Annotated in this window: 18 protein-coding genes; 13 read left to right on the top strand and 5 right to left on the bottom strand. The window is 37.5% G+C overall.

Features of this window, described 5'->3' with window-relative positions; translation table 11 throughout:
• Positions 1-69: 69 nt before the first annotated feature.
• From DUT69_RS00880 to DUT69_RS00870, 3 genes are all read right to left on the bottom strand, one after another.
• Entirely contained in the window at positions 70-1224 is a 1155-nt protein-coding gene (locus DUT69_RS00880; RefSeq protein ID WP_113651252.1) for a PepSY-associated TM helix domain-containing protein, read from the bottom strand.
• Positions 1225-1301: 77 nt separating this feature from the next.
• Positions 1302-3716 (bottom strand): TonB-dependent receptor, encoded by a 2415-nt coding sequence (locus tag DUT69_RS00875; protein WP_113651251.1) that lies wholly within the window; start codon positions 3714-3716, stop codon positions 1302-1304.
• A 150-nt stretch (positions 3717-3866) separates the two neighbouring features.
• Entirely contained in the window at positions 3867-4574 is a 708-nt protein-coding gene (locus DUT69_RS00870; protein WP_113651250.1) for a DUF4397 domain-containing protein, read from the bottom strand.
• A gap of 475 nt (positions 4575-5049) precedes the next feature.
• On the opposite strand from DUT69_RS00870, the gene DUT69_RS00865 reads away from it, so the two are divergent.
• From DUT69_RS00865 to DUT69_RS00810, 12 genes are all read left to right on the top strand, one after another.
• Positions 5050-5742, top strand: a complete 693-nt coding sequence (locus tag DUT69_RS00865; protein ID WP_113651249.1) for a GNAT family N-acetyltransferase — start codon at positions 5050-5052, stop codon at positions 5740-5742.
• Positions 5743-5826: 84 nt separating this feature from the next.
• The gene (argG, locus tag DUT69_RS00860) at positions 5827-7020 is read left to right on the top strand and encodes an argininosuccinate synthase (protein WP_113651248.1); all 1194 of its coding nucleotides are present in this window, start codon (positions 5827-5829) and stop codon (positions 7018-7020) included.
• Positions 7021-7136: 116 nt separating this feature from the next.
• Complete coding sequence (locus DUT69_RS00855; protein WP_113651247.1) at positions 7137-7487, top strand: cupin domain-containing protein; 351 nt, start codon at positions 7137-7139, stop codon at positions 7485-7487.
• Positions 7465-7938 carry a GNAT family N-acetyltransferase gene (locus DUT69_RS00850; RefSeq protein ID WP_240186623.1) on the top strand — a complete coding sequence of 158 codons (474 nt, stop codon included), beginning with the start codon at positions 7465-7467 and terminating at the stop codon, positions 7936-7938. The genes DUT69_RS00855 and DUT69_RS00850 overlap by 23 nt, the downstream gene beginning before the upstream one ends.
• A gap of 46 nt (positions 7939-7984) precedes the next feature.
• Positions 7985-8962 carry an N-acetyl-gamma-glutamyl-phosphate reductase gene (gene argC, locus DUT69_RS00845; RefSeq protein ID WP_113651246.1) on the top strand — a complete coding sequence of 326 codons (978 nt, stop codon included), beginning with the start codon at positions 7985-7987 and terminating at the stop codon, positions 8960-8962.
• A gap of 41 nt (positions 8963-9003) precedes the next feature.
• Positions 9004-9375 (top strand): four helix bundle protein, encoded by a 372-nt coding sequence (locus DUT69_RS00840; RefSeq protein ID WP_113651245.1) that lies wholly within the window; start codon positions 9004-9006, stop codon positions 9373-9375.
• 30 nt (positions 9376-9405) lie between these two features.
• Positions 9406-10539, top strand: a complete 1134-nt coding sequence (locus DUT69_RS00835; RefSeq protein WP_113651244.1) for an aspartate aminotransferase family protein — start codon at positions 9406-9408, stop codon at positions 10537-10539.
• Positions 10540-10566: 27 nt separating this feature from the next.
• Positions 10567-10923, top strand: coding sequence for a four helix bundle protein (locus DUT69_RS00830; protein ID WP_113651243.1), 357 nt, complete (start codon positions 10567-10569; stop codon positions 10921-10923).
• A 45-nt stretch (positions 10924-10968) separates the two neighbouring features.
• A complete protein-coding gene (locus DUT69_RS00825) occupies positions 10969-11940 on the top strand; it encodes a Rossmann-fold NAD(P)-binding domain-containing protein (protein ID WP_113651242.1) in 972 nt (323 codons plus the stop codon).
• Between the two features lie 71 nt (positions 11941-12011).
• The gene (gene argB, locus DUT69_RS00820; protein ID WP_113651241.1) at positions 12012-12800 is read left to right on the top strand and encodes an acetylglutamate kinase; all 789 of its coding nucleotides are present in this window, start codon (positions 12012-12014) and stop codon (positions 12798-12800) included.
• A gap of 228 nt (positions 12801-13028) precedes the next feature.
• On the top strand, positions 13029-13838 hold the full coding sequence (gene proC, locus DUT69_RS00815) for a pyrroline-5-carboxylate reductase (RefSeq protein ID WP_113651240.1): 810 nt from the start codon (positions 13029-13031) through the stop codon (positions 13836-13838).
• Between the two features lie 68 nt (positions 13839-13906).
• Positions 13907-14977 carry a M20 family metallo-hydrolase gene (locus tag DUT69_RS00810; RefSeq protein WP_113651239.1) on the top strand — a complete coding sequence of 357 codons (1071 nt, stop codon included), beginning with the start codon at positions 13907-13909 and terminating at the stop codon, positions 14975-14977.
• 79 nt (positions 14978-15056) lie between these two features.
• Here DUT69_RS00810 and DUT69_RS19330 read toward each other — a convergent pair whose 3' ends face one another.
• Together DUT69_RS19330 and DUT69_RS19325 are read right to left on the bottom strand one after the other, a co-directional pair.
• On the bottom strand, positions 15057-16853 hold the full coding sequence (locus DUT69_RS19330) for a S9 family peptidase (protein ID WP_205314192.1): 1797 nt from the start codon (positions 16851-16853) through the stop codon (positions 15057-15059).
• Between the two features lies 1 nt (position 16854).
• On the bottom strand, positions 16855-17922 hold the full coding sequence (locus tag DUT69_RS19325) for a PD40 domain-containing protein (RefSeq protein WP_205314191.1): 1068 nt from the start codon (positions 17920-17922) through the stop codon (positions 16855-16857).
• 188 nt (positions 17923-18110) lie between these two features.
• On the opposite strand from DUT69_RS19325, the gene argH reads away from it, so the two are divergent.
• Positions 18111-19445 carry an argininosuccinate lyase gene (gene argH / locus DUT69_RS00800; RefSeq protein ID WP_113651238.1) on the top strand — a complete coding sequence of 445 codons (1335 nt, stop codon included), beginning with the start codon at positions 18111-18113 and terminating at the stop codon, positions 19443-19445.
• Positions 19446-19466: the final 21 nt, after the last annotated feature.

Genomic DNA, 19466 nt, shown 5'->3' with positions numbered 1-19466 from the left:
TTAACAGGGAAAATGTTTGTTTTCCAAAATTATTTTGAATTATTCTAAATAACAATCATAAGCTTATGCTCATCTTGGTTTTTTCTTTTTTCTACCAATCCAGATTATTACGCCTGTTATAGGCATACTTGCGGCGATTAAACTAGCAACAAAAGCCAATATTTTCCCTGGCAAACCCAGTACAGCGCCAATGTGCAGATCATAATTCATCCGGGTAATTTTATCGGCGGTGCTGGTGTTAGCGAACTTGCCGTACATGTGTTTTACCTCAATCTCTTGTAGCGTATGTTGGTCGAAATAGCGGTAATCGGCTTTCCAATACGTTGTTGGATCAGGGTTTTTGGCAATTTCGATAGCACCTTTTTCGTCTTCGGGAATATGCACATCATAACTTCCGGTAAACGTTGGATCTTCTTTTACAAATCTCTCCCAAAGTTTATCCGCCGCTTTGGCATTTAAGCTCAATTTTGAAGTAGAGGTAGTATCTGAATAGGTTTCTTCAAAAACTGTCATGGTCTCGCCACCAGAGCTAACCCAATAAACGGATTTGGCAAACCATTGAAAACCCATTACCATTCCGGATAGCGCAATAAATATTACTATAAAGGTCATATAAAAGCCCAATACGTTGTGCAAGTCGTAATTAAGCCTTCTCCATTTAGATTTGAGTTTAACGGTAAACCTTTGCTTTCTGGCGGCTTTACTTTTAGGCCACCATAAAATTAATCCGGAAATAAGTAAGAATACAAAAATCATGGTAGCGGTAGTCAATATCGGTTGACCAATTTCTGGAGGAAGCCACAGATAATAATGCCCCATTATTATTATCCTGAAAAAATCATCGTCCATGTTTTTTACCTTTAAAACCTCACCAGTATATTGATTTACAAAAACAATGTAATAGTACCCTGGTTGATCATGATAGTAAACGACTTGAGCAGATTTGCCAGGCTGATAATTTACACTATGCGCTTTTTTGTTGGGTAATTGTTTATCGGCAATAGCCTTTAGCGTGGTTGGTGGTAAAATCGCTTTGTTTTGGCTGGCAGTAAAACGATAGGTTTGTACAGCATCTTCAATCTCTCTCTCAAAAGCCAAAATACATCCGGTAATGCCTAAAAAACACACAAATATTCCGGATGCTAAGCCCAGCCACAAATGCAGCCTACCTGTCCAGTATTTAAAACCTTTAATTTTTTTCTTAACTGGTTTTGTTGCGCACATAATTTTCTTGTAAAAGAATAACCAATTAGCTCTAAAAGCTAATTGGTTTAAGGTTATTGTAAATTGAATTTTAGCTATTAAAACTTATAAGCAACGCTTACCCTGTAATTTCTTGGTGCCTCGGCCTGCCAAGAATAGGCCGGTTGGTTATAAGTTGGCGCATTCCAATAATTGGTATAGTAGGCGCCAGTAAATAAATATTTGTCTAAAATATTAAACGCATTTGCGGTAATTCTCAGCTTGGCATTTTCCCAGAAGAGGCCACCATCAAGTTTAAAATAATTTGGAAGGTTTTGTTCAGAATTTTCGCCACTGTAAGTTCCCATCGCTCTGCCAGCTAAGTGGGTAAAACCAGCAGAGATTCCAGTTCCTTTAAGCGCCCCATCCTGCAAGGTGTAGGTTAGCCATGCGTTAGAAGTATGTTTTGAAAATCCAGGAACAACTTCGCCAACTGCTATGCTGGTAACACCTGGCGCAACTTTAGTCACTTTGCCATCGGTATAAGCATAGTTGGCAATTAGCTTTAGGCCAGCAGTAATTTCACCTCTCAAATCAAACTCAATACCTTGTGCTCTTTTTTCGCCCACAACGATGCTAAATGTTTCGCCAGCTTTATTAGTTGGATCGCCGGTTAGCTCATTTTGCTTAACGATTCTATATGCAGCCAAAGTGGTGTTCCATTTGCCATCAAACCAATCTTTTTTAATACCAACTTCGTAGTTTGTGCCTGTAATTGGACTAATTTTTTCTCCGTTACGTAAAAAACCTGTTTGTGGAGTAAACGCTTCGTCGTAAACGGCGTATACAGCTGTATTTTTATCAACCGAATAACTTAAGCCAACTCGAGGTGTGAATTTTTCAGCTTTATCCGGATCGGCACCCCAAGAATATTGACTCACGTAAGTGTATCTTCCTGCAAGGGTTAACCTAAATTTGTTGTTAAAAAAACCTAATTCATCTTGCAAGTAAGTGCTCAAGTATTTTTGCCCCATCAAGCCACCGGCTGCAATAGCTCGGTCTTCTAAACTTGTTTCTCTATCAAAATTTGGATAGCCATTTGCTGGAAATCCGTAATTTGGATTATTTAGGTCGAATGGCGAGCTTGGTAAATCTAAATCATGAGATTGTCCCCAATCCGCCATGTAGTTCTTCTTTCCACCGTCAAAACCTGCTAAAATTCTATGAACAATTCCTCCGGTGTTAGCTTCGCCATTGATAAAGAACTGGGCTAATTTCAAACTGCTTTCAGCATCCCAAATACCAACATTTCTAATAATGGTATTGTTGGCAAATACCGATGATGGCCAAGAACTTGAGCCGGTTTGCAGATATTTTGAGTAAGCAACCTGTGCCGTTGCTTTCCATTTATCACTAAAGTTATGTTGTAGATTTACAAAAGCGCTGTGGTCGTTAATTCTTGCAGGTTCTACGCCTGGTTGTGTTAAAGTTAAATTCCTAGGTAAGCTTGCGTAGCCGTTCGGACTAAAAATGTAGTAAGAACCAACCTCGGTCATTTTCGCGTTTTGCAACGCATATTCTGCCGTTATCTTCGTTTTATTTGTAAGCTGATAACTTAAAGATGGAGCAAAAGTATATCGATCATTACTTTCGAAAGGCCTAAAAGAGCCTTTAGTTTGTGCGGCTGCATTCAATCTGAAAAGCAATTTTCCATCGTTGGTTAACTTGTGGTCAAAATCTACGGCTGTTCTGTATAAATCGTAACTGCCAACCGTTACAGACACCTCTCCTTTATTAATTCCGGTAGGTTTTTTAGTAACCACATTATACAGTCCGCTTGGGTCTCCATTACCTAGCATAAAACCAGCCGGACCTTTTACAAACTCTATATGGTCTACAAAGCTCATATCTTCAGTTAATGGTCCCCAGTAAGAAGAAACGAAATTAAAACCATTACGCATTGCCTGTATTTGCGAGCCACGCATAGTTATGTTGGTGTACATATCGCCCCAATGTTCTAGCCTAACGGCGCCACTAACATTTCTAATTAGGCCATCGCTCATGCTAATAACTTGTTGGTCTTTTAAAACTTGATCGCTTACAATTTGTATATTTTGCGGTGCTTCTAAAAGAGGTTCGTTTAATCTCAGTGAAGCCGAAGGTAAACTCACTTTATATTTATTTTTTTTACCAGCTATAGTTACTTCTTGAAGTGCCTGGTTGTTTTCTGTTAAGCTAAAATTAACTTGTACTGTTTCGCCAGCCGATACTGTTATGTTTTTTTCTTGTGCGTTAATACCTACCGCACTCACTCGCAAAGTGTAAGAACCTTGTTTAACCCTGTTAATCGTGTAGTTTCCGTTATCGTCTGATGTAGTATTTTGATTTTTGTCTTTCAAACCAATAGTAACGTATACAGCTGGAGCACCGTCTGAGGTGGTAATCCTGCCTTTGATTGTACCATTTTGCTGGCCAAAGGCAGAAAAGCCTAAAACGGTCAATATAAAAAATGTGAATTGTAATTTTAAACGCATGTTATTCTTATTTGGATTAATTCTAAAGAGCGCAAATTAACGACGGAATTTTTTATCATCCAAATAAATGGTAACAATTTTAATAGGTGTTTAAACAAAAAAAGAGTTAGCTGTTCTGCTAACTCTTGTAAATAATGTTTTTTGGTTATTCTATTTGTGTATAAGAACCTGCCCGCTAAAACTACTTTCTAAACTTGTTGTAGGTGTAACTAAACCTCTTGCGATAACGGTGTAATATCCGCCAGCCACAAACGTGAAACTTTCTAAAGTGCTTTTAGTAGCTCCAGAAACTTTGTCTTTTATAAGCAGAACTGTTGCGCCTGGTGTAACTTGTGTAAAGCCGCTGTATTGCTTAAATGATTTGTCGGTTGCTAAAGATGTTCCTGTCGAAGTTGCCAAATCCAGTGCGGGTGCATCCGGAGAAAGGTTTATAAATCTCACAGACGCTTTGTCTGCAGATGCCACTCCAACTTCATCGTTAATAAGTAAGCCATCTAAACTACTGGGTCTATTTATAAAATAATAAGAATAATATTTATTCTCTGTTAACGATACGCTTTTAGTAATCACGCTTTCAATTCTATCAGCAACAGTTAACTTAATGTTATAGCTTCCAACTGGTTTAGAGGCGTAAGCTGTTCCACCTCCAAATGGTAACGCTGCGGTGTTAAATTTTACGTCGTTAAGGTATACATCATAAGTTGCTGCGGTAGGCGAAGCATTAAATACACTTATAAAAGCAGCTGGTACAATTGTTTCCTCATCTGTTTTACAGGCCGTTAAGCCAGTAATTAAAATCATAACAAATGCAATATAGCGGGTGCTTTTTTTAATAGATTTTGAATAAAAGTTGATCATTTTATATGTTGTTTATTTAAAATAGATTTGTGTTTGAGTTACAAATATTGCTTTTAATATGAAAAAAGCGGTGTTAAACTTTGTTAAAATTAGATTTATTTGACTAATTCAACAGTTACTTAAATTATTTTCGGTAGAAAACAGGTTAAAGAAAAATTATCAAAATGTAAAAAAATGCGATTCTTATTGCACAACTCATTTTTTATTTAAACCTTTGCGCCTCAAGTAATTTAATACAGAAATACAAAACCCATAATGAATAAACACATTATACATAAACTTTCAGTTTTAGAAGCGAATAAAATCGCTACTAAATGCTTGTTTATTGAGCGTTTGTGCCCCGTATTATATTCTCCCACAAGTCGGCAAAATTTTACGCCGCGTATTTAGTACATCTTACTAATACAAACGAGGAATTGATCCTCTCTAAAAACCCAATTAACAAGAATACCTTAATTTTTCGTTATGAAAACGAATGAATATTAATGAATTTATAGTACAAGTTGCAATAGCAGAGCACCGTGTTTTTGCTGAAGAAATTGTAACTGAAATGGCCGAGTCTGCAAAAGCTCGTGGTACTGGTATTGCTAAGCGTTCGCCAGAGTATATTGCTGGTAAAATGCAAGAAGGCAAATCGGTTATTGCATTTCATAAAGATGGCTCATGGGCTGGTTTCTGCTATATCGAGACATGGAGCCATGGTCAATTTGTGGCCAATTCCGGTCTAATTGTTAGTCCGAAATACCGCAAAGCTGGATTAGCGAACGCTATTAAGCAAGAAATATTTAACCTTTCTAGGACCTTGTATCCAAAAGCAAAAATATTTGGCTTAACTACTGGTTTGGCCGTTATGAAAATAAACTCTGATTTAGGCTACGAACCTGTAACCTACTCTGAACTTACCCAGGATGAAGATTTTTGGAAAGGTTGTCAAAGTTGCATCAACTTCGAAATTTTGAAGATGAAGGAGCGGAAAAATTGTATGTGTACGGCCATGCTGTATGATCCGGCAGAAAAGAAACACGAAGCGGCTAAGAATTTTGCAGAAGAATTGCAGAAAAAACCAGGTTTGTACGAGCGTTTTATGCGTATTAAACAGCGCCTAGTGGTAAAACCAAAATCTGGCCTTAAATCAATTATGTTATTGTTTACCCTTTTATTTAAATAGATGAAACCATTATGATTTATTCAAACACATCGTGGAGAGAATAAATCTGATAGCTTCATCACCTTTAAAAACAAATTTATACGGATGAAAAAGAAAGTTGTTTTAGCATTTAGCGGAGGTTTGGATACCTCATTTTGTTGCATCCATTTGGCAGAAGATCGCAATTTAGAAGTACATTCTGTTATTGTAAATACTGGTGGTTTTTCTGCAGAAGAGTTAGCTGAAATTGAGAAACGTGCTTATGCGTTAGGTGTAGTGTCTCATGCTGTTGTTGATGAAACTAAAAGCTATTACGAAGGTTGTATCAAATATTTAATTTTTGGGAACGTTTTAAAGAACGCAACTTACCCGCTTTCTGTAAGTGCAGAACGTGTTAGCCAGGCTACGGCAATTGCAAACTACGTTAAAAAGATTGGAGCTGATTATGTTGCACACGGAAGTACTGGTGCGGGTAACGATCAAGTTCGTTTTGATATGATTTTCAATATCCTGATTCCAGAAGTTGAAATTATTACGCCGATTAGAGATTTAAAATTATCACGCGAAGCGGAAATTGAATATTTAGCAAAGCATGGCGTTGAATATACAGCGGAAAAAGCAAGATATTCTATTAATAAAGGCTTATGGGGAACATCGGTAGGTGGAAAGGAAACTTTAACCTCTAACGAGACTTTGCCAGAAAGTGCTTGGCCAACACAAGTTTCTGAAACAGAAGCACGTAAAATAGAATTAACTTTTGAACAAGGTGAGTTAGTTGCGCTTGATGGCGAAAAGTTAGATCCGGTTACGGCAATTCAACAATTACAAGCTATTGCCCAGCCTTATGGCATTGGTAGGGATATTCATGTGGGCGATACCATTATTGGTATTAAAGGACGTGTTGGTTTTGAAGCTGCTGCACCAATTATTATTATCAAAGCGCACCATACTTTAGAAAAGCATACTTTAACCAAATGGCAGTTGAGTTGGAAAGAACAACTTTCATCATTCTATGGAAACTGGTTGCACGAAGGTCAGTTCCACGATCCAATTATGCGCAATATAGAAGCTTTTTTAGCTGACACGCAAAAAGTTGTGAGCGGTAAAGTATTTGTAGAGCTCTTGCCTTATCGTTTTCAAATTATCGGTATTGAATCTAACCACGATTTAATGAGCAATAAATTTGGTAGCTACGGCGAAATGAACAACGCTTGGAGTGGAGAGGATGTTAAAGGTTTCTCTAAAATTTTCGGTAACCAGGTAATGATTTGGCATAAAGTTAATAACGAGGAAGCTTAAAGCTAAAGGCGTAAAGCGGAAAGCTGTGTTCCTAGTTTCGTCATTGCGAGGAGGAACGACGAAGCAATCTTACTAATGCTTTCATCCTAAGCGTGTCAAAGGATAAATAAATTAAAATGAGCGTAATTCTTTCAAAAGAAAATTGTTTAAGCCATTACAAATGGGGAGATAATTGTGATGGATGGAATTTTGTAAGCAAAGCTGATGTAGTTATTAAGCAGGAACTAATGCCTGCTCAAACCGCAGAGAAACTGCATTTTCATACTTATGCAGAACAGTTTTTCTACGTATTAAAAGGACAGGCAACATTTTTAATTGAAAACGAAACCATTTTAGTAAATGCTAATAATGGTTTGCAGATTAAAGCAGGGGATAAGCATAAAATCTCGAATGGTACAAATCAAGATTTAGAATTTATACTTTTCTCTTACCCATCAACTCAAAATGACAGAACAGATTGTGAGTAAAATTGAAATTAAACGTATTGATTTAAATGAAGCTGACCTTGTTGTTGGTCTGTTTAATCAATACAGAATTTTTTACGGAAAACTCTCTGATTTAGGGGTGGCGAAAGCATTTATCAATGCTCGTTTAGAAAATAACGAATCGGTGATTTTTGTGGCTACAGCAGAAAATAAACCAGTTGGTTTTACACAGCTTTATCCGAAATATTCTTCAGCAAGACTAACCAAAAATTGGATTTTGAATGATTTGTTTGTGGATGAAGCTTATCGTAAACAAGGAATAGGAGAAGCATTGATTAAAACAGTAATGGATTTTGCGAAACGGCAAGGCTCAATTTTTGTTCAATTAGAAACAGCTGTCGATAATTTTACAGCACAAAGTCTTTATGAGCAAATTGGTTTTGTAAAACAGGGACCAGACAAAGAGTTTTTACTTTATAAAATTGAAATATAAACATAGGGCTAGCCGTAAGCTTAACCTTTACTTTTAACTTTAAATTATGATTAAAGCAGGAATAATTGGCGGTGCGGGATATACAGGAGGCGAAATGCTTCGTATTTTGGTTAACCATCCAGACGTAGAAATTGCTTTTGTAAACAGTACAAGCAACGCCGGAAATTTAATTTCTGATGTGCATACAGATTTAGTTGGTGATACGGATTTGAGGTTTACAAATGAAATCCTTCAAAATATTGATGTGCTCTTTCTTTGTGTTGGACATGGAGATGCGAAGAAATTTCTAGAAGCAAACGATATCAACGAAAACATCAAGATCATTGATTTATCTCAGGATTTTAGACTAAACCGTAATTCGTCAGTCGGAGACCGTCAATTTATTTACGGTTTGCCAGAGTTAAATCGAGATGTAATAAAATCGGCGAAAAATATTGCTAACCCTGGCTGTTTTGCTACATGCATTCAGTTAGGTTTATTGCCGTTGGCAAAAGCCGGACTTATTAAATCTGAAGTTCACATCAACGCAACTACAGGTTCAACAGGTGCAGGGCAAAGTTTATCTGCAACTTCCCACTTCAGCTGGAGAAACAATAACTTGTCGATTTACAAGGCCTTTGAGCACCAACATTTAAATGAAATTGGCGAAAGCTTATTGCAATTGCAACCGTCGCTTTCAGAGACCTTAACTTTCATCCCCCAACGCGGAGATTTTACCAGAGGAATTTTGGCGGCGATGTATTTGGAAAGTAATTTGACTTTAGAAGAAGCTCTGCAGCTTTACGAAAATTACTATAGTGAACACCCCTTTACGCATGTGAGTCGGAAAAATATCGATTTAAAACAGGTTGTAAATACTAATAAAGCGCTGGTTCATGTAGAAAAGCATGGCAATAAATTATTTATCATCAGCATTATTGACAACCTTTTAAAAGGTGCAAGCGGACAAGCGGTTCAGAATATGAATTTAATGTTTGGATTGGAAGAAAATAGCGGTTTGCGCTTAAAGGCCGCGAATTTTTAAAAAGGTGGAAGGTATAAGGTTAAGGGCGTAAGGTAAATAGCATGAGAGATTATAAAAAACTTGATGTTTGGAAAAAAGCACATGAGTTGAATATGTTCATCAAAAAAAATATTGCCACTCAATTTCCAAAAGAAGAAAGATTTGAATTAACATCTCAACTTACCAGAGCTTCTTTATCTATTCCTTTAAATATTGTAGAAGGATGTGGAAGATTTACCGATAAAGATTTTGCACGTTTTTTAGATACCGCCTTAGGTTCTACTAATGAGATAGATTATTGCTGTTTGTGTGCCTCAGAATTGAAGTACATAAGTGAGGATGATTATCTAAAAGTGAACAAATTAATTAACGAAGTTAGAGCAATGCTAATTTCATTTTTAAAATTTTTGAGAAGTGGAGGGGCAAAACCTTAAACCCTACACCTCAAACCTCATACCTCAATTATGAACTTATTCGACGTATACCCACTTAACGACATAGAAATAACAAAAGCATCTGGCAGTAATGTTTGGGATGCTAACGGACAACAATATTTGGATTTATATGGCGGCCATGCTGTAATTTCGATTGGCCATACCAATCCACATTACGTAGCTCGCTTAACCGATCAATTAAATAAAGTAGGTTTTTACTCTAATTCGGTTAAAATTCCTTTGCAAACGCAATTGGCACAAAAATTAGGTGAAGTTTCTGGTAAAAAAGATTTTCAATTATTTTTAGTGAATTCTGGCGCTGAGGCTAACGAAAATGCCCTGAAATTAGCTTCCTTCTACAATGGTAGAAAAAAAGTAATCGCTTTTTCGGGAGCATTTCATGGAAGAACATCTTTAGCTGTTGCTGTTACGGATAATCCTAAAATAGTTGCACCTGTTAATCAAACTGAAAATGTAATCTTCTTGCCTTTTAATAATGAAGTGGCTTTAGAAGAAACTTTTAAATCGCAAGGCGAGGAAATTTCTGCTGTAATTATAGAGGGCATTCAAGGTGTTGGCGGTATAAAAGAAGCTTCAAAAAGTTTTCTTCAAAAAATCCGTTCGCTTTGCGATGAATATAACGCCGTTTACATTGCCGATTCGGTTCAATGCGGCTATGGTAGAACTGGCTTGTTCTATTCGCACGATTATTCTGGCGTAGAAGCCGATGTTTATACCATGGCCAAAGGCATGGGAAATGGATTTCCAATATCAGGCCTATCTATCGCACCCAAATTTAAGCCTTGGCATGGCGAATTAGGTACCACTTTCGGTGGTAACCACTTAGCCTGTGCAGCTGCTTTGGCAGTTTTAGAAGTTATAGAAAGAGATAACTTGATGAAAAATGCCGAGGAAATTGGCAATTATTTAATTTCCGAATTGAAGAAAATTGAACAGGTAAAAGAAGTTCGTGGCCGTGGATTGATGATTGGTATAGAATTGCCGGAAGAATTAGCACATATTAAAAAAGAATTGTTATTTAAACATTTTATCTTTACAGGAGAGGCTAAGCCCAACGTAATTCGCTTATTACCAGCATTAAATTTAACCAAGGCGCATGCTGATGAGTTTTTGGAGGCTTTTGGAAAAGTGCTGAAAGCTTAAGGCCGAAAGCGCATAGCATCATTAACGATGAGAGATTACAGGAAATATGAAGTTTGGCAAAAGGCGCATAAGTTAACTCTTTTCGTTTATGGGGAGGTATTACCAATTTTGCCCACCTCAGAAAAATATGACCTGAGTAGCCAGTTAAAGCGAGCAACGTATTCAATTGCTTTAAATATTGTTGAGGGAGCGGGAAGAAATTCTGATGCTGACTTCGCAAGATTTTTAGATATGGCTTTAGGCTCTTGTCATGAAACTGAATATACTGTATTATTGGTAAAAGATTTAAACTATATATCTGAAGAGCTATATAGAGAAACAGACAGTAAAATTAATGAGGTAAAAGCAATGCTGATTGGCCTCTTGAAAAAAATAAGAAAATAGAACAGGAAAAGCTTTTTGCTTTCCGCTTTTAACTTTCCGCTTAAAATGAAACTTTTCACTTCCGTACACGATGTTCCGAGCATCAAACAATTTGTAAAAGATGCGCTTGAATTAAAGGCGAACCCCTATGCGCACCAAAATTTAGCTAAAAATAAAACTTTGGGGTTGGTTTTTATGAACCCTAGCCTGCGCACCCGATTGAGCACTCAAAAGGCTGCTTTAAACTTGGGTATGAATGTAATGGTAATGAACCTTGATAAAGAAGGTTGGGCTCTAGAAACCCAAGATGGGGTGGTAATGAACGGTTCTACTGTAGAACATATTCGCGAAGCGGCAGCGGTAATGGGTCAGTATTGCGATATTTTGGGCTTACGTTCTTTTCCTAAATTAAATAACCGAGAAGAAGATTACAGCGAAGATTTCTTTAATAAGTTTGTGAAATATTGTGCTATTCCGGTTGTGAGTTTAGAAAGTGCAACGCGACACCCATTGCAAAGTTTTGCAGATATTATAACCATCCACGAGACATGGACTAAAAAACCTGATGGCAGAAAACCTAAAGTGGTTTTAGCCTGGGCGCCACACGTTAAGGCCTTGCCTCAAGCAGTTCCAAATTCATTTGCAGAATGGATGTGCAAAGCACAAGCAGAAGGTATGGTAGATTTTACAATTGCTCAACCTGAAGGCTACGAATTAGCGGAAGATTTTACGCCCGGCGCAGACATTCAATATAATATTGAAGAAGCTTTAGCTGGTGCCGATTATGTTTACGTTAAAAACTGGAGTAGTTATAAAGAATACGGCAAAGTTTTAACTTATCCGGATGGCTGGATGATGAATAACGAGAAATTAAAGTTTACAAACGATGCTAAAGTAATGCACTGTTTGCCAGTTCGCAGGGATTTGGAATTGTCTTCTGAAATTTTAGATGGGCCAAACTCATTGGTTATTCACGAAGCGGGAAATAGGCTTTGGGCAGCGCAAGCGGTAATTAAAGCAATGTTAGAAGAATTGTAATTTAGCAGAAAGCTTAAAGCATAAAGACCAAAGCTTTAACCTTTTTGCTTTAGACTTTAAGCTTAAAAAATATGAAACAACTCACAATCATAAAAATAGGCGGAAACGTAATTGATAACTCGGCAAACTTGCATCAGTTTTTGCTTGATTTTACAGCTTTGCCTGGCGATAAAATATTAGTGCACGGTGGAGGTAAGATTGCTACAGAACTTGGCGAAAGCTTAGGTATTGAAGCTAAAATGGTTGATGGAAGAAGAATTACCGACATCGAAACCCTGCGTATAGTAACAATGGTTTATGCAGGATTGATTAACAAGAATATGGTTGCCCAATTACAGGCAAAGGGTAATAATGCAATCGGTTTAACCGGTGCAGACGGAAATATTATTAAAGCAAAGAAACGTTTGGTTGAAGAAATTGATTACGGTTATGTAGGCGATTTGGATGAAAACTCGGTTTCTTCAGCTACGCTTGATAATTTGCTAAAAGCAGGATTGACACCAGTGTTGTCTGCAATTACGCACGACGGTGATAGTCAGCTTTTAAATACCAATGCCGACACAATTGCGGCTGCTGTAGCAGTAGCTATGTCTACTCTTTATGAAACAAGGTTGGTATATTGCTTCGAGAAAAAGGGCGTATTAAAAGATGTAAATGATGATAACTCTGTGGTTAGGGAAATAAAATCAGGTGAGTTTGAAGGTTTAAAAGCCGATGGCACTGTTGCTGGCGGGATGATTCCTAAATTGCACAATGCTTTTGAGGCAATTAACAAAGGTGTTAGTACTGTTTATATTGGCAAAGCCGATGAACTAAATGAACTTGCAGGCGGTGTTTTTGGAACGAAAATGAATCCCTAAGCTCCTAAGGGAAATTTGGCGCTAAGCATAGGCTCCACAATTCCGATCTTTTAGTCGTGGTGCCATTGGGCAGTGTGTTTAGGTGTAATTAGCACCAAAAGAAGTTATCTAAACCTGATAGTAGCGAACACGAAGTGCAACGAAGTAAAGCGGATAGCAGGACTAACATTAATAGATTTGATGAAACTGCTTTTCTAATAAATATTAAATCGGTGAAATCATTTTAAAATGAAAAAAATAACCATAATTGGATCTGGAAATATTGGCCTTTCTTTGGCCAAAGGCTTGGTAAAAGCAAACTTTGCGAAGGTTGCCGATATAACGTTAACGCGAAGAAATTTGGCCAATTTAAAATCTTTTGAAGAAGTTGGGTTTGTTATAAGCAACGATAATAAGGCAAGTGTAGCAAATGCTGAAATCGTTATTTTGGCGGTGTTGCCACAACAGCTTAACTCGGTTTTAGATGAAATTGCCGATGCAATAGATCCCACAAAACATTTAATTATTTCGGTAATTTCTGGTGTTAGCTGTGCTGCGGTTAAAGATAAATTGGGAAATAATGTTGAAGTGGTTAGGGCAATGCCGAACACGGCGATTGCTATTGGGCAATCTATGACTTGCATTGCTACAGATAATGCTACTGCCGAAAATATTGCCGAAGTAACCAAAATGTTTGAAACGGTAGGCTCGGTTGTTAAAATAAATGAAGATTTAATGACTTCGGCAACAGCGCTTTGTGCGTGTGGTATCGCGTTCTTTTTGAGGTCTATAAGAGCAGCGTCGCAAGGTGGTGTGGAAATTGGTTTCCATGCAGATGAAGCGTTGAAAATGGCGGTGCAAACTGCAAAAGGAGCTGCGGATTTACTTTTATTGAATGGAACGCATCCGGAAACTGAAATAGATAAAGTAACTTCGCCGAAAGGTTGTACCATTGCCGGTTTAAACGAAATGGAGCACAACGGCTTTAGTTCTTCGCTAATTAAGGGGATTAAATTATCGGCCTTAAAAGCAGGGAATTTGTACACAAAGGAAGGTTAAAAGTATAGGGTAAAAGATTTAGGGTTTAGGCTCAAAATCTTGATACTTGATGCTAAATACTTGATACTATGTTATTAGAAAATATAAAAAAAGAAAGTCTGGATTTATTGCGAGCGCTAATTCGCATTCAGTCTTTTAGTAAGGAAGAAGATAGAACGGCGAACTTAATTGCACAATTTTTAGAGGAAAGAGGTGTAAAAACCTACCGGAAATTGAATAACGTTTGGGCATATAATCAGCATTTTGACCCGGCAAAGCCAACATTGCTTTTAAACTCTCACCATGATACCGTGAAGCCAAATTCTGGTTACACCAGAGACCCATACGACGCCGCTATTGAAGGAGATAAACTTTTCGGTTTAGGCAGTAATGATGCAGGTGGTTGTTTGGTGTCGCTTATCGGTACTTTTTTATATTATTATCCGCAAAGCGATTTAAAATACAACATCTGTTTAGCGGCAACGGCCGAAGAGGAGATTTCTGGAAATGATGGTTTGGAATTGGTTATCCCTGATTTGGGCGAACTGGAATTTGCCATTGTGGGCGAGCCTACGGAAATGCATTTAGCAATTGCCGAAAAAGGTTTGTTGGTAATTGATTGTACTGCCCATGGTAAAGCTGGCCATGCTGCAAGAGAAGAAGGCGAAAACGCAATTTATAAAGCCTTACCAGATATAGAATGGTTCCGCACCTACCAATTTCCTAAAGTATCAGAAGTTTTTGGGCATGTAAAAATGACGGTTACCATTATAAATGCAGGTTCTCAACACAACGTGGTTCCTGCTAATTGCACATTTACGGTTGATGTTAGGGTAACAGATGCCTATACAAATGAAGAGGTTGTTGAAATTATTAAACAACATGTAAGTTGCGAAGTGAAACCACGTTCGGTTAGATTAAAGCCTTCGTCGATTGATAAAAACCATCCTATTGTACAATCGGGAATTGCATTGGGCAAAACAACTTATGGCTCGCCTACAACTTCAGATCAGGCTTTATTAGATATTCCTTCTCTAAAATGTGGGCCGGGTTTTTCAGGACGCTCGCACATGGCAGATGAGTTTCTTTATGTTAGAGAAGTTGCAGAAGGTGTAGAGGGATATATTAATATGCTTAAGCCGGTTATAAACGGCAAATAAATATTTGTCATTCCGAGGAACGAGGAATCTATTTTAAGTTTATAAAATAGATTCCTCGCAAGCTCAGCATAACAAACGGTTAATTTTCTTCAGCTTCGCTGAAAGCTCTAGTTTCTAAGTGTTTTTCCATATCTAAACGGTTAACACCTTTGCTCCACCATTCTGGTGCTGGCTTTCCTTTAAGCATGTAATCAAAATATTCCATCATTCGCACTGCGTAATCCTTACGATTTGCAGTTTTAGCAATACCATGATTTTCGCCTTTATAAGTAATCATTACAACCGGTTTGTTTAATCTCCTTAAACCATTGTAGTACTCAATTCCTTGCGTAAAATCTACAGCACCATCTTTGTCGTTATGTAAAAGCAACAACGGCGTTTGAACTTTTTTAATGTGATACACTGGCGAGTTGCGGGCAAAAGCGTCCCAGTTGTCCCAGTAACCTGGAGTTAACCTGCCTTGGCTAGCTTCAAAAATAGCTTGGTTGGTACCGCCGCTATTCCAGTAAATTAAACTGTACATACTAATCATATTGGTTAATGGTGCACCAGCTGCCGCAGCTTTAAAAATGTTAGTTTGCGTAATTAAAAACGAAGTTTGGTAGCCGCCCCAAGAGTGCCCGTGTATGGCAACATTTTTCTCATCTACAACGCCTGTAGCAATTGCTGCTTTTACAGCTGGTACAACGCAAGCCACCGACGACATACCCGGATCGTTCAGTTTATACTTGATGTCTGGTTCTAAAACTGCATAACCATTGCTTAAGTACAATGCTTTGTTAAAACCTCCGCCCGGATAACCTGGCATCGAATAATTGTTTAAGCCATCGGTTAAACGCTCATAAATATAAGTTATGGTTGGATAGGATTTTCCTTCGACATAATTAGCTGGCAAGTATAAGGCTGCTTGTAAAGTGTCGCCATAAGTGCTTACATATTTAAGCAATTTTACACCGCTTGTCCATGCATATTTTGATTGATCTGGTGTATTGGTGTTAATTTGCTTGGCGTTAGCCAAATTTGCGCTGGTACTTACGTAGCTAACTGGCGATTGCGTAGCATTACTTTTTGTGTAAACAAACACATTGGCTTTTTCAGCTTTATTTATTCCTCCGTAAGCGTTTGCGTCGCTAAAAAGAACATTTATTTTAGATTTGCCTGCAGGAAGTAAAGCTAAGCCCATGTCTTTTGTATCGTTGTTAAAAACCATAAAATATTGGTCTTTACTTAAATCGGTTCCTTTTTCGTAAGGGTATAGCCTCAACCTCGTCATAATGGTAGATTTTTTCACTTTCCAATTGTCAGTCAGGCTTGTTACGCTCTTTCCGTCGGCAGAAATTTTCCATAAATCATTGTTATCCATAACCAAGGCGTACTTAGAATCAGCCGACCAACCATAATTTGGCGTAGCAGGCTTTTGTACATTATGGTCGTCCATTTCATCAACAAAAGAAGATTTGATTTTTCCGGTTAAGTTAGCAATCTGCCCGTTCTCTAAGTTGATACTGTAAAAAACACCATCAACGTAATAGCTTGCCAATTTACCATTAGGAGCTAACGATAAACGACCACCATTGGTAGCGTACATTTTCTCGAACAAGCGTTTTTTAACACCCGTTTTTAAGTCGATTAAATAGATGTCTGTATAGCTTTGTCCATCTAAATTCCCTGATAACTCATAGTTGTTGTTATCATACCCAATTGCATAAATCTGTTTCGGAGCAACCATAACAGAACGCATATTGCTGTCTGCTAGTTGTGTAAATTTTTTATCCGTAATGCGATAAGAACTGGTATAATTAAAATTCTTATCCCTCATTTCTTGCGTTTGCTGAGCCGATTGCAAACGTTTATCTTGCCAGTTCCAGATAATCATATCAGGTTTTTTCGATATCTTCTTTTTTAGGTTCTGGTTTAACGGTTTTTGCTAAGCTATCAGCTTTTGCATCAGGTTTTTTTGCTTTGGTTAAGCTGTCGGTTGTTTTTTTATCGTCTTTTTTTGCTAGTGTGTTTATACCAAAAAACAAAGTCGATTGATCATCAGACCAATAAGGAGAAGCGTTAGTGTTTATCCCCATTGTTTTCGGGAAGCTAGCATCATCTATACCATTATAGATCACTTTGGCAGTTTGCTCGCCGTTAATTTTACTGATACCAATTACACTGAAAACATCATCCTTATATTTTTCGTTTTTGTTCGATTTTAAAAGGGCAAAAGCGGTTCCTTCTTCATTCCAGTTAATGCTTTTGTAAACTGCTTTATCATTATCTAATGCAGTGGTTAAGCCGGTTTTCATATCTCTAATAAAGATACCATTGCCGTTTTGTCCATTAGCATCAATAGTATAGGCCAATAAATCACCAGTTTTGTTAAATGCTAATTCTAAAACATTACCTATGTTAAAGCTCTTCTTTGTTACTAGATTGTACAATAAAACATCGGTTCCTTTTGCAGCATCTTTATCTTTTGCAACGGTTTCTAGCGGTGCAAATTGTATCGCAATCCAGTTGGCTACATCTCCAGAAAAATAAAAGTTTCTCACTTTTTCAAATGTAGTTTGCTTATTATCTGCCAACGAAACCAACAATAATTTATCGTACGTAGGTTTCATTGTTTTTTTTGCGGCTTTTGCTTCAGCATCTTTTGCAGATACTTTAAAGGCAGCAAATTTCGAATCTTTAGAAAAAGTAGCAAAGCTTGCAGTAGCACCAATTTGATAGTTGTAGCTAAGTGTATCCAACGTTTTTCTGATGGTTAACTTTAGGTCGCCCTCAGTTGGCCCACTTGCCCAAGCCATCCATTGGCCGTCTGGCGAAAGCGTACTACCTCTGTTGTAAGACCATTTAGAAACGTCTTTCCATGTTAAAGCAGGCTTCTGTTGAGCAACAGAATTAAGTGCTAAAGGAAACACGAAAGCGAGTAAAATAAATTTTAAATTCTTCATGTATAGGGATTTAATTAAGCGAATGTAAACTTTTATCGACAAATAATAATAACATCATAAATTTTTTACGCAACATTGTTGCTTTTGTGTTGTGATAAAGTTATAGGCTCCGGTTTTATTGCATTTTTATCGTATTTTTGCGTGCACTAAAATCACATCCACTTTGTGGTAAAATTATATACGAGTAAATGAAAATTTGGCAAAAAAATATAGAGGTAAATAAAGGGATTGAAACTTTTACAGTTGGTAAGGATAGAGAACTTGATTTACAAATGGCTGCTTTTGATGTGCTGGGTTCTTTGGCCCACGTTAAAATGTTGGCGAGTATTAATTTGTTAACCGAAGCAGAGCTGATAGAAGTTACTGATGCGCTAAAAGTAATTTACACCGAAATTGAAGCGGGTGATTTTGTTATTGAAGATAGTGTAGAAGATGTACATTCGCAAGTAGAATGGCTATTAACGCAACGTATTGGCGAGGCCGGTAAAAAAATTCATAGTGGTAGGTCTCGTAACGACCAGGTTTTGGTTGATTTGAAACTTTATTTTAGAAGCTGCATTGAAGAAATGGTAGGTAATACGTCAACGTTGTTTAACCAATTAATTGAGTTGAGCAATACGCATGCGACTAAACTTTTACCAGGCTACACGCACTTGCAAATTGCCATGCCATCATCTTTCGGTTTATGGTTTGGCGCTTATGCAGAAAGTTTGGTCGATGATATGGAACTGATGTTAGCCGCTTGGAAAATCACCAATAAAAATCCACTAGGTTCTGCCGCAGGTTATGGCTCTTCTTTTCCGTTAAACAGAACAATGACCACAGATCTTTTAGGTTTTGAACTTTTGAATTATAATGTGGTTTACGCCCAAATGGGCAGGGGCAAAACAGAACGAATTTTGGCTCAAGCGATGTCGTCTGTGGCAGCTACGTTAGCTAAAATGGCAATGGATGTTTGTTTGTTTATTAACCAAAATTTTGGTTTTATAAGCTTCCCTTCAGAACTAACTACCGGAAGTAGCATTATGCCACACAAAAAAAATCCTGATGTTTTTGAGTTAATTCGTTCACGTTGCAATAAAATTCAGGCTTTGCCAAATGAAATTGCCATGATGACGACCAATTTGCCATCTGGCTACCATAGAGATTTGCAGTTGCTTAAAGAGAATCTTTTCCCGGCAATTACGTCGTTAAACGAGTGTTTGGAGATGTGCAATTTTATGTTGCAGCATATTAGCATTAAAGACGATATTTTAAAAGACGCGAAATACGATTATTTGTTTAGCGTGGAAGTTGTAAACGATTTGGCCTTGCAAGGTGTTCCGTTTAGAGAAGCTTATAAAATTGTTGGCGAACAAATAGAAACCGGTAATTTTAAGCCGATGTACGAAGTTAAACATACGCACGAAGGTAGTATTGGTAATTTGATGAACAAGGAAATAGCTGCTGCAATGCAGAAAACCTTAAGTCAGTTTGGTTTTGAGAAAGTGAATAAAGCGATTGAGAACTTGGTGGCGTTATAATTTTTAACCTCCTAAAGGTTT

Source organism: Pedobacter namyangjuensis (genome assembly GCF_003313325.1).
In the GTDB taxonomy this organism is placed as follows: domain Bacteria; phylum Bacteroidota; class Bacteroidia; order Sphingobacteriales; family Sphingobacteriaceae; genus Pedobacter; species Pedobacter namyangjuensis.
The sequence above is the reverse complement of the archived record's forward strand: the minus strand, read 5'-3'. Positions and strand labels throughout refer to the sequence as shown.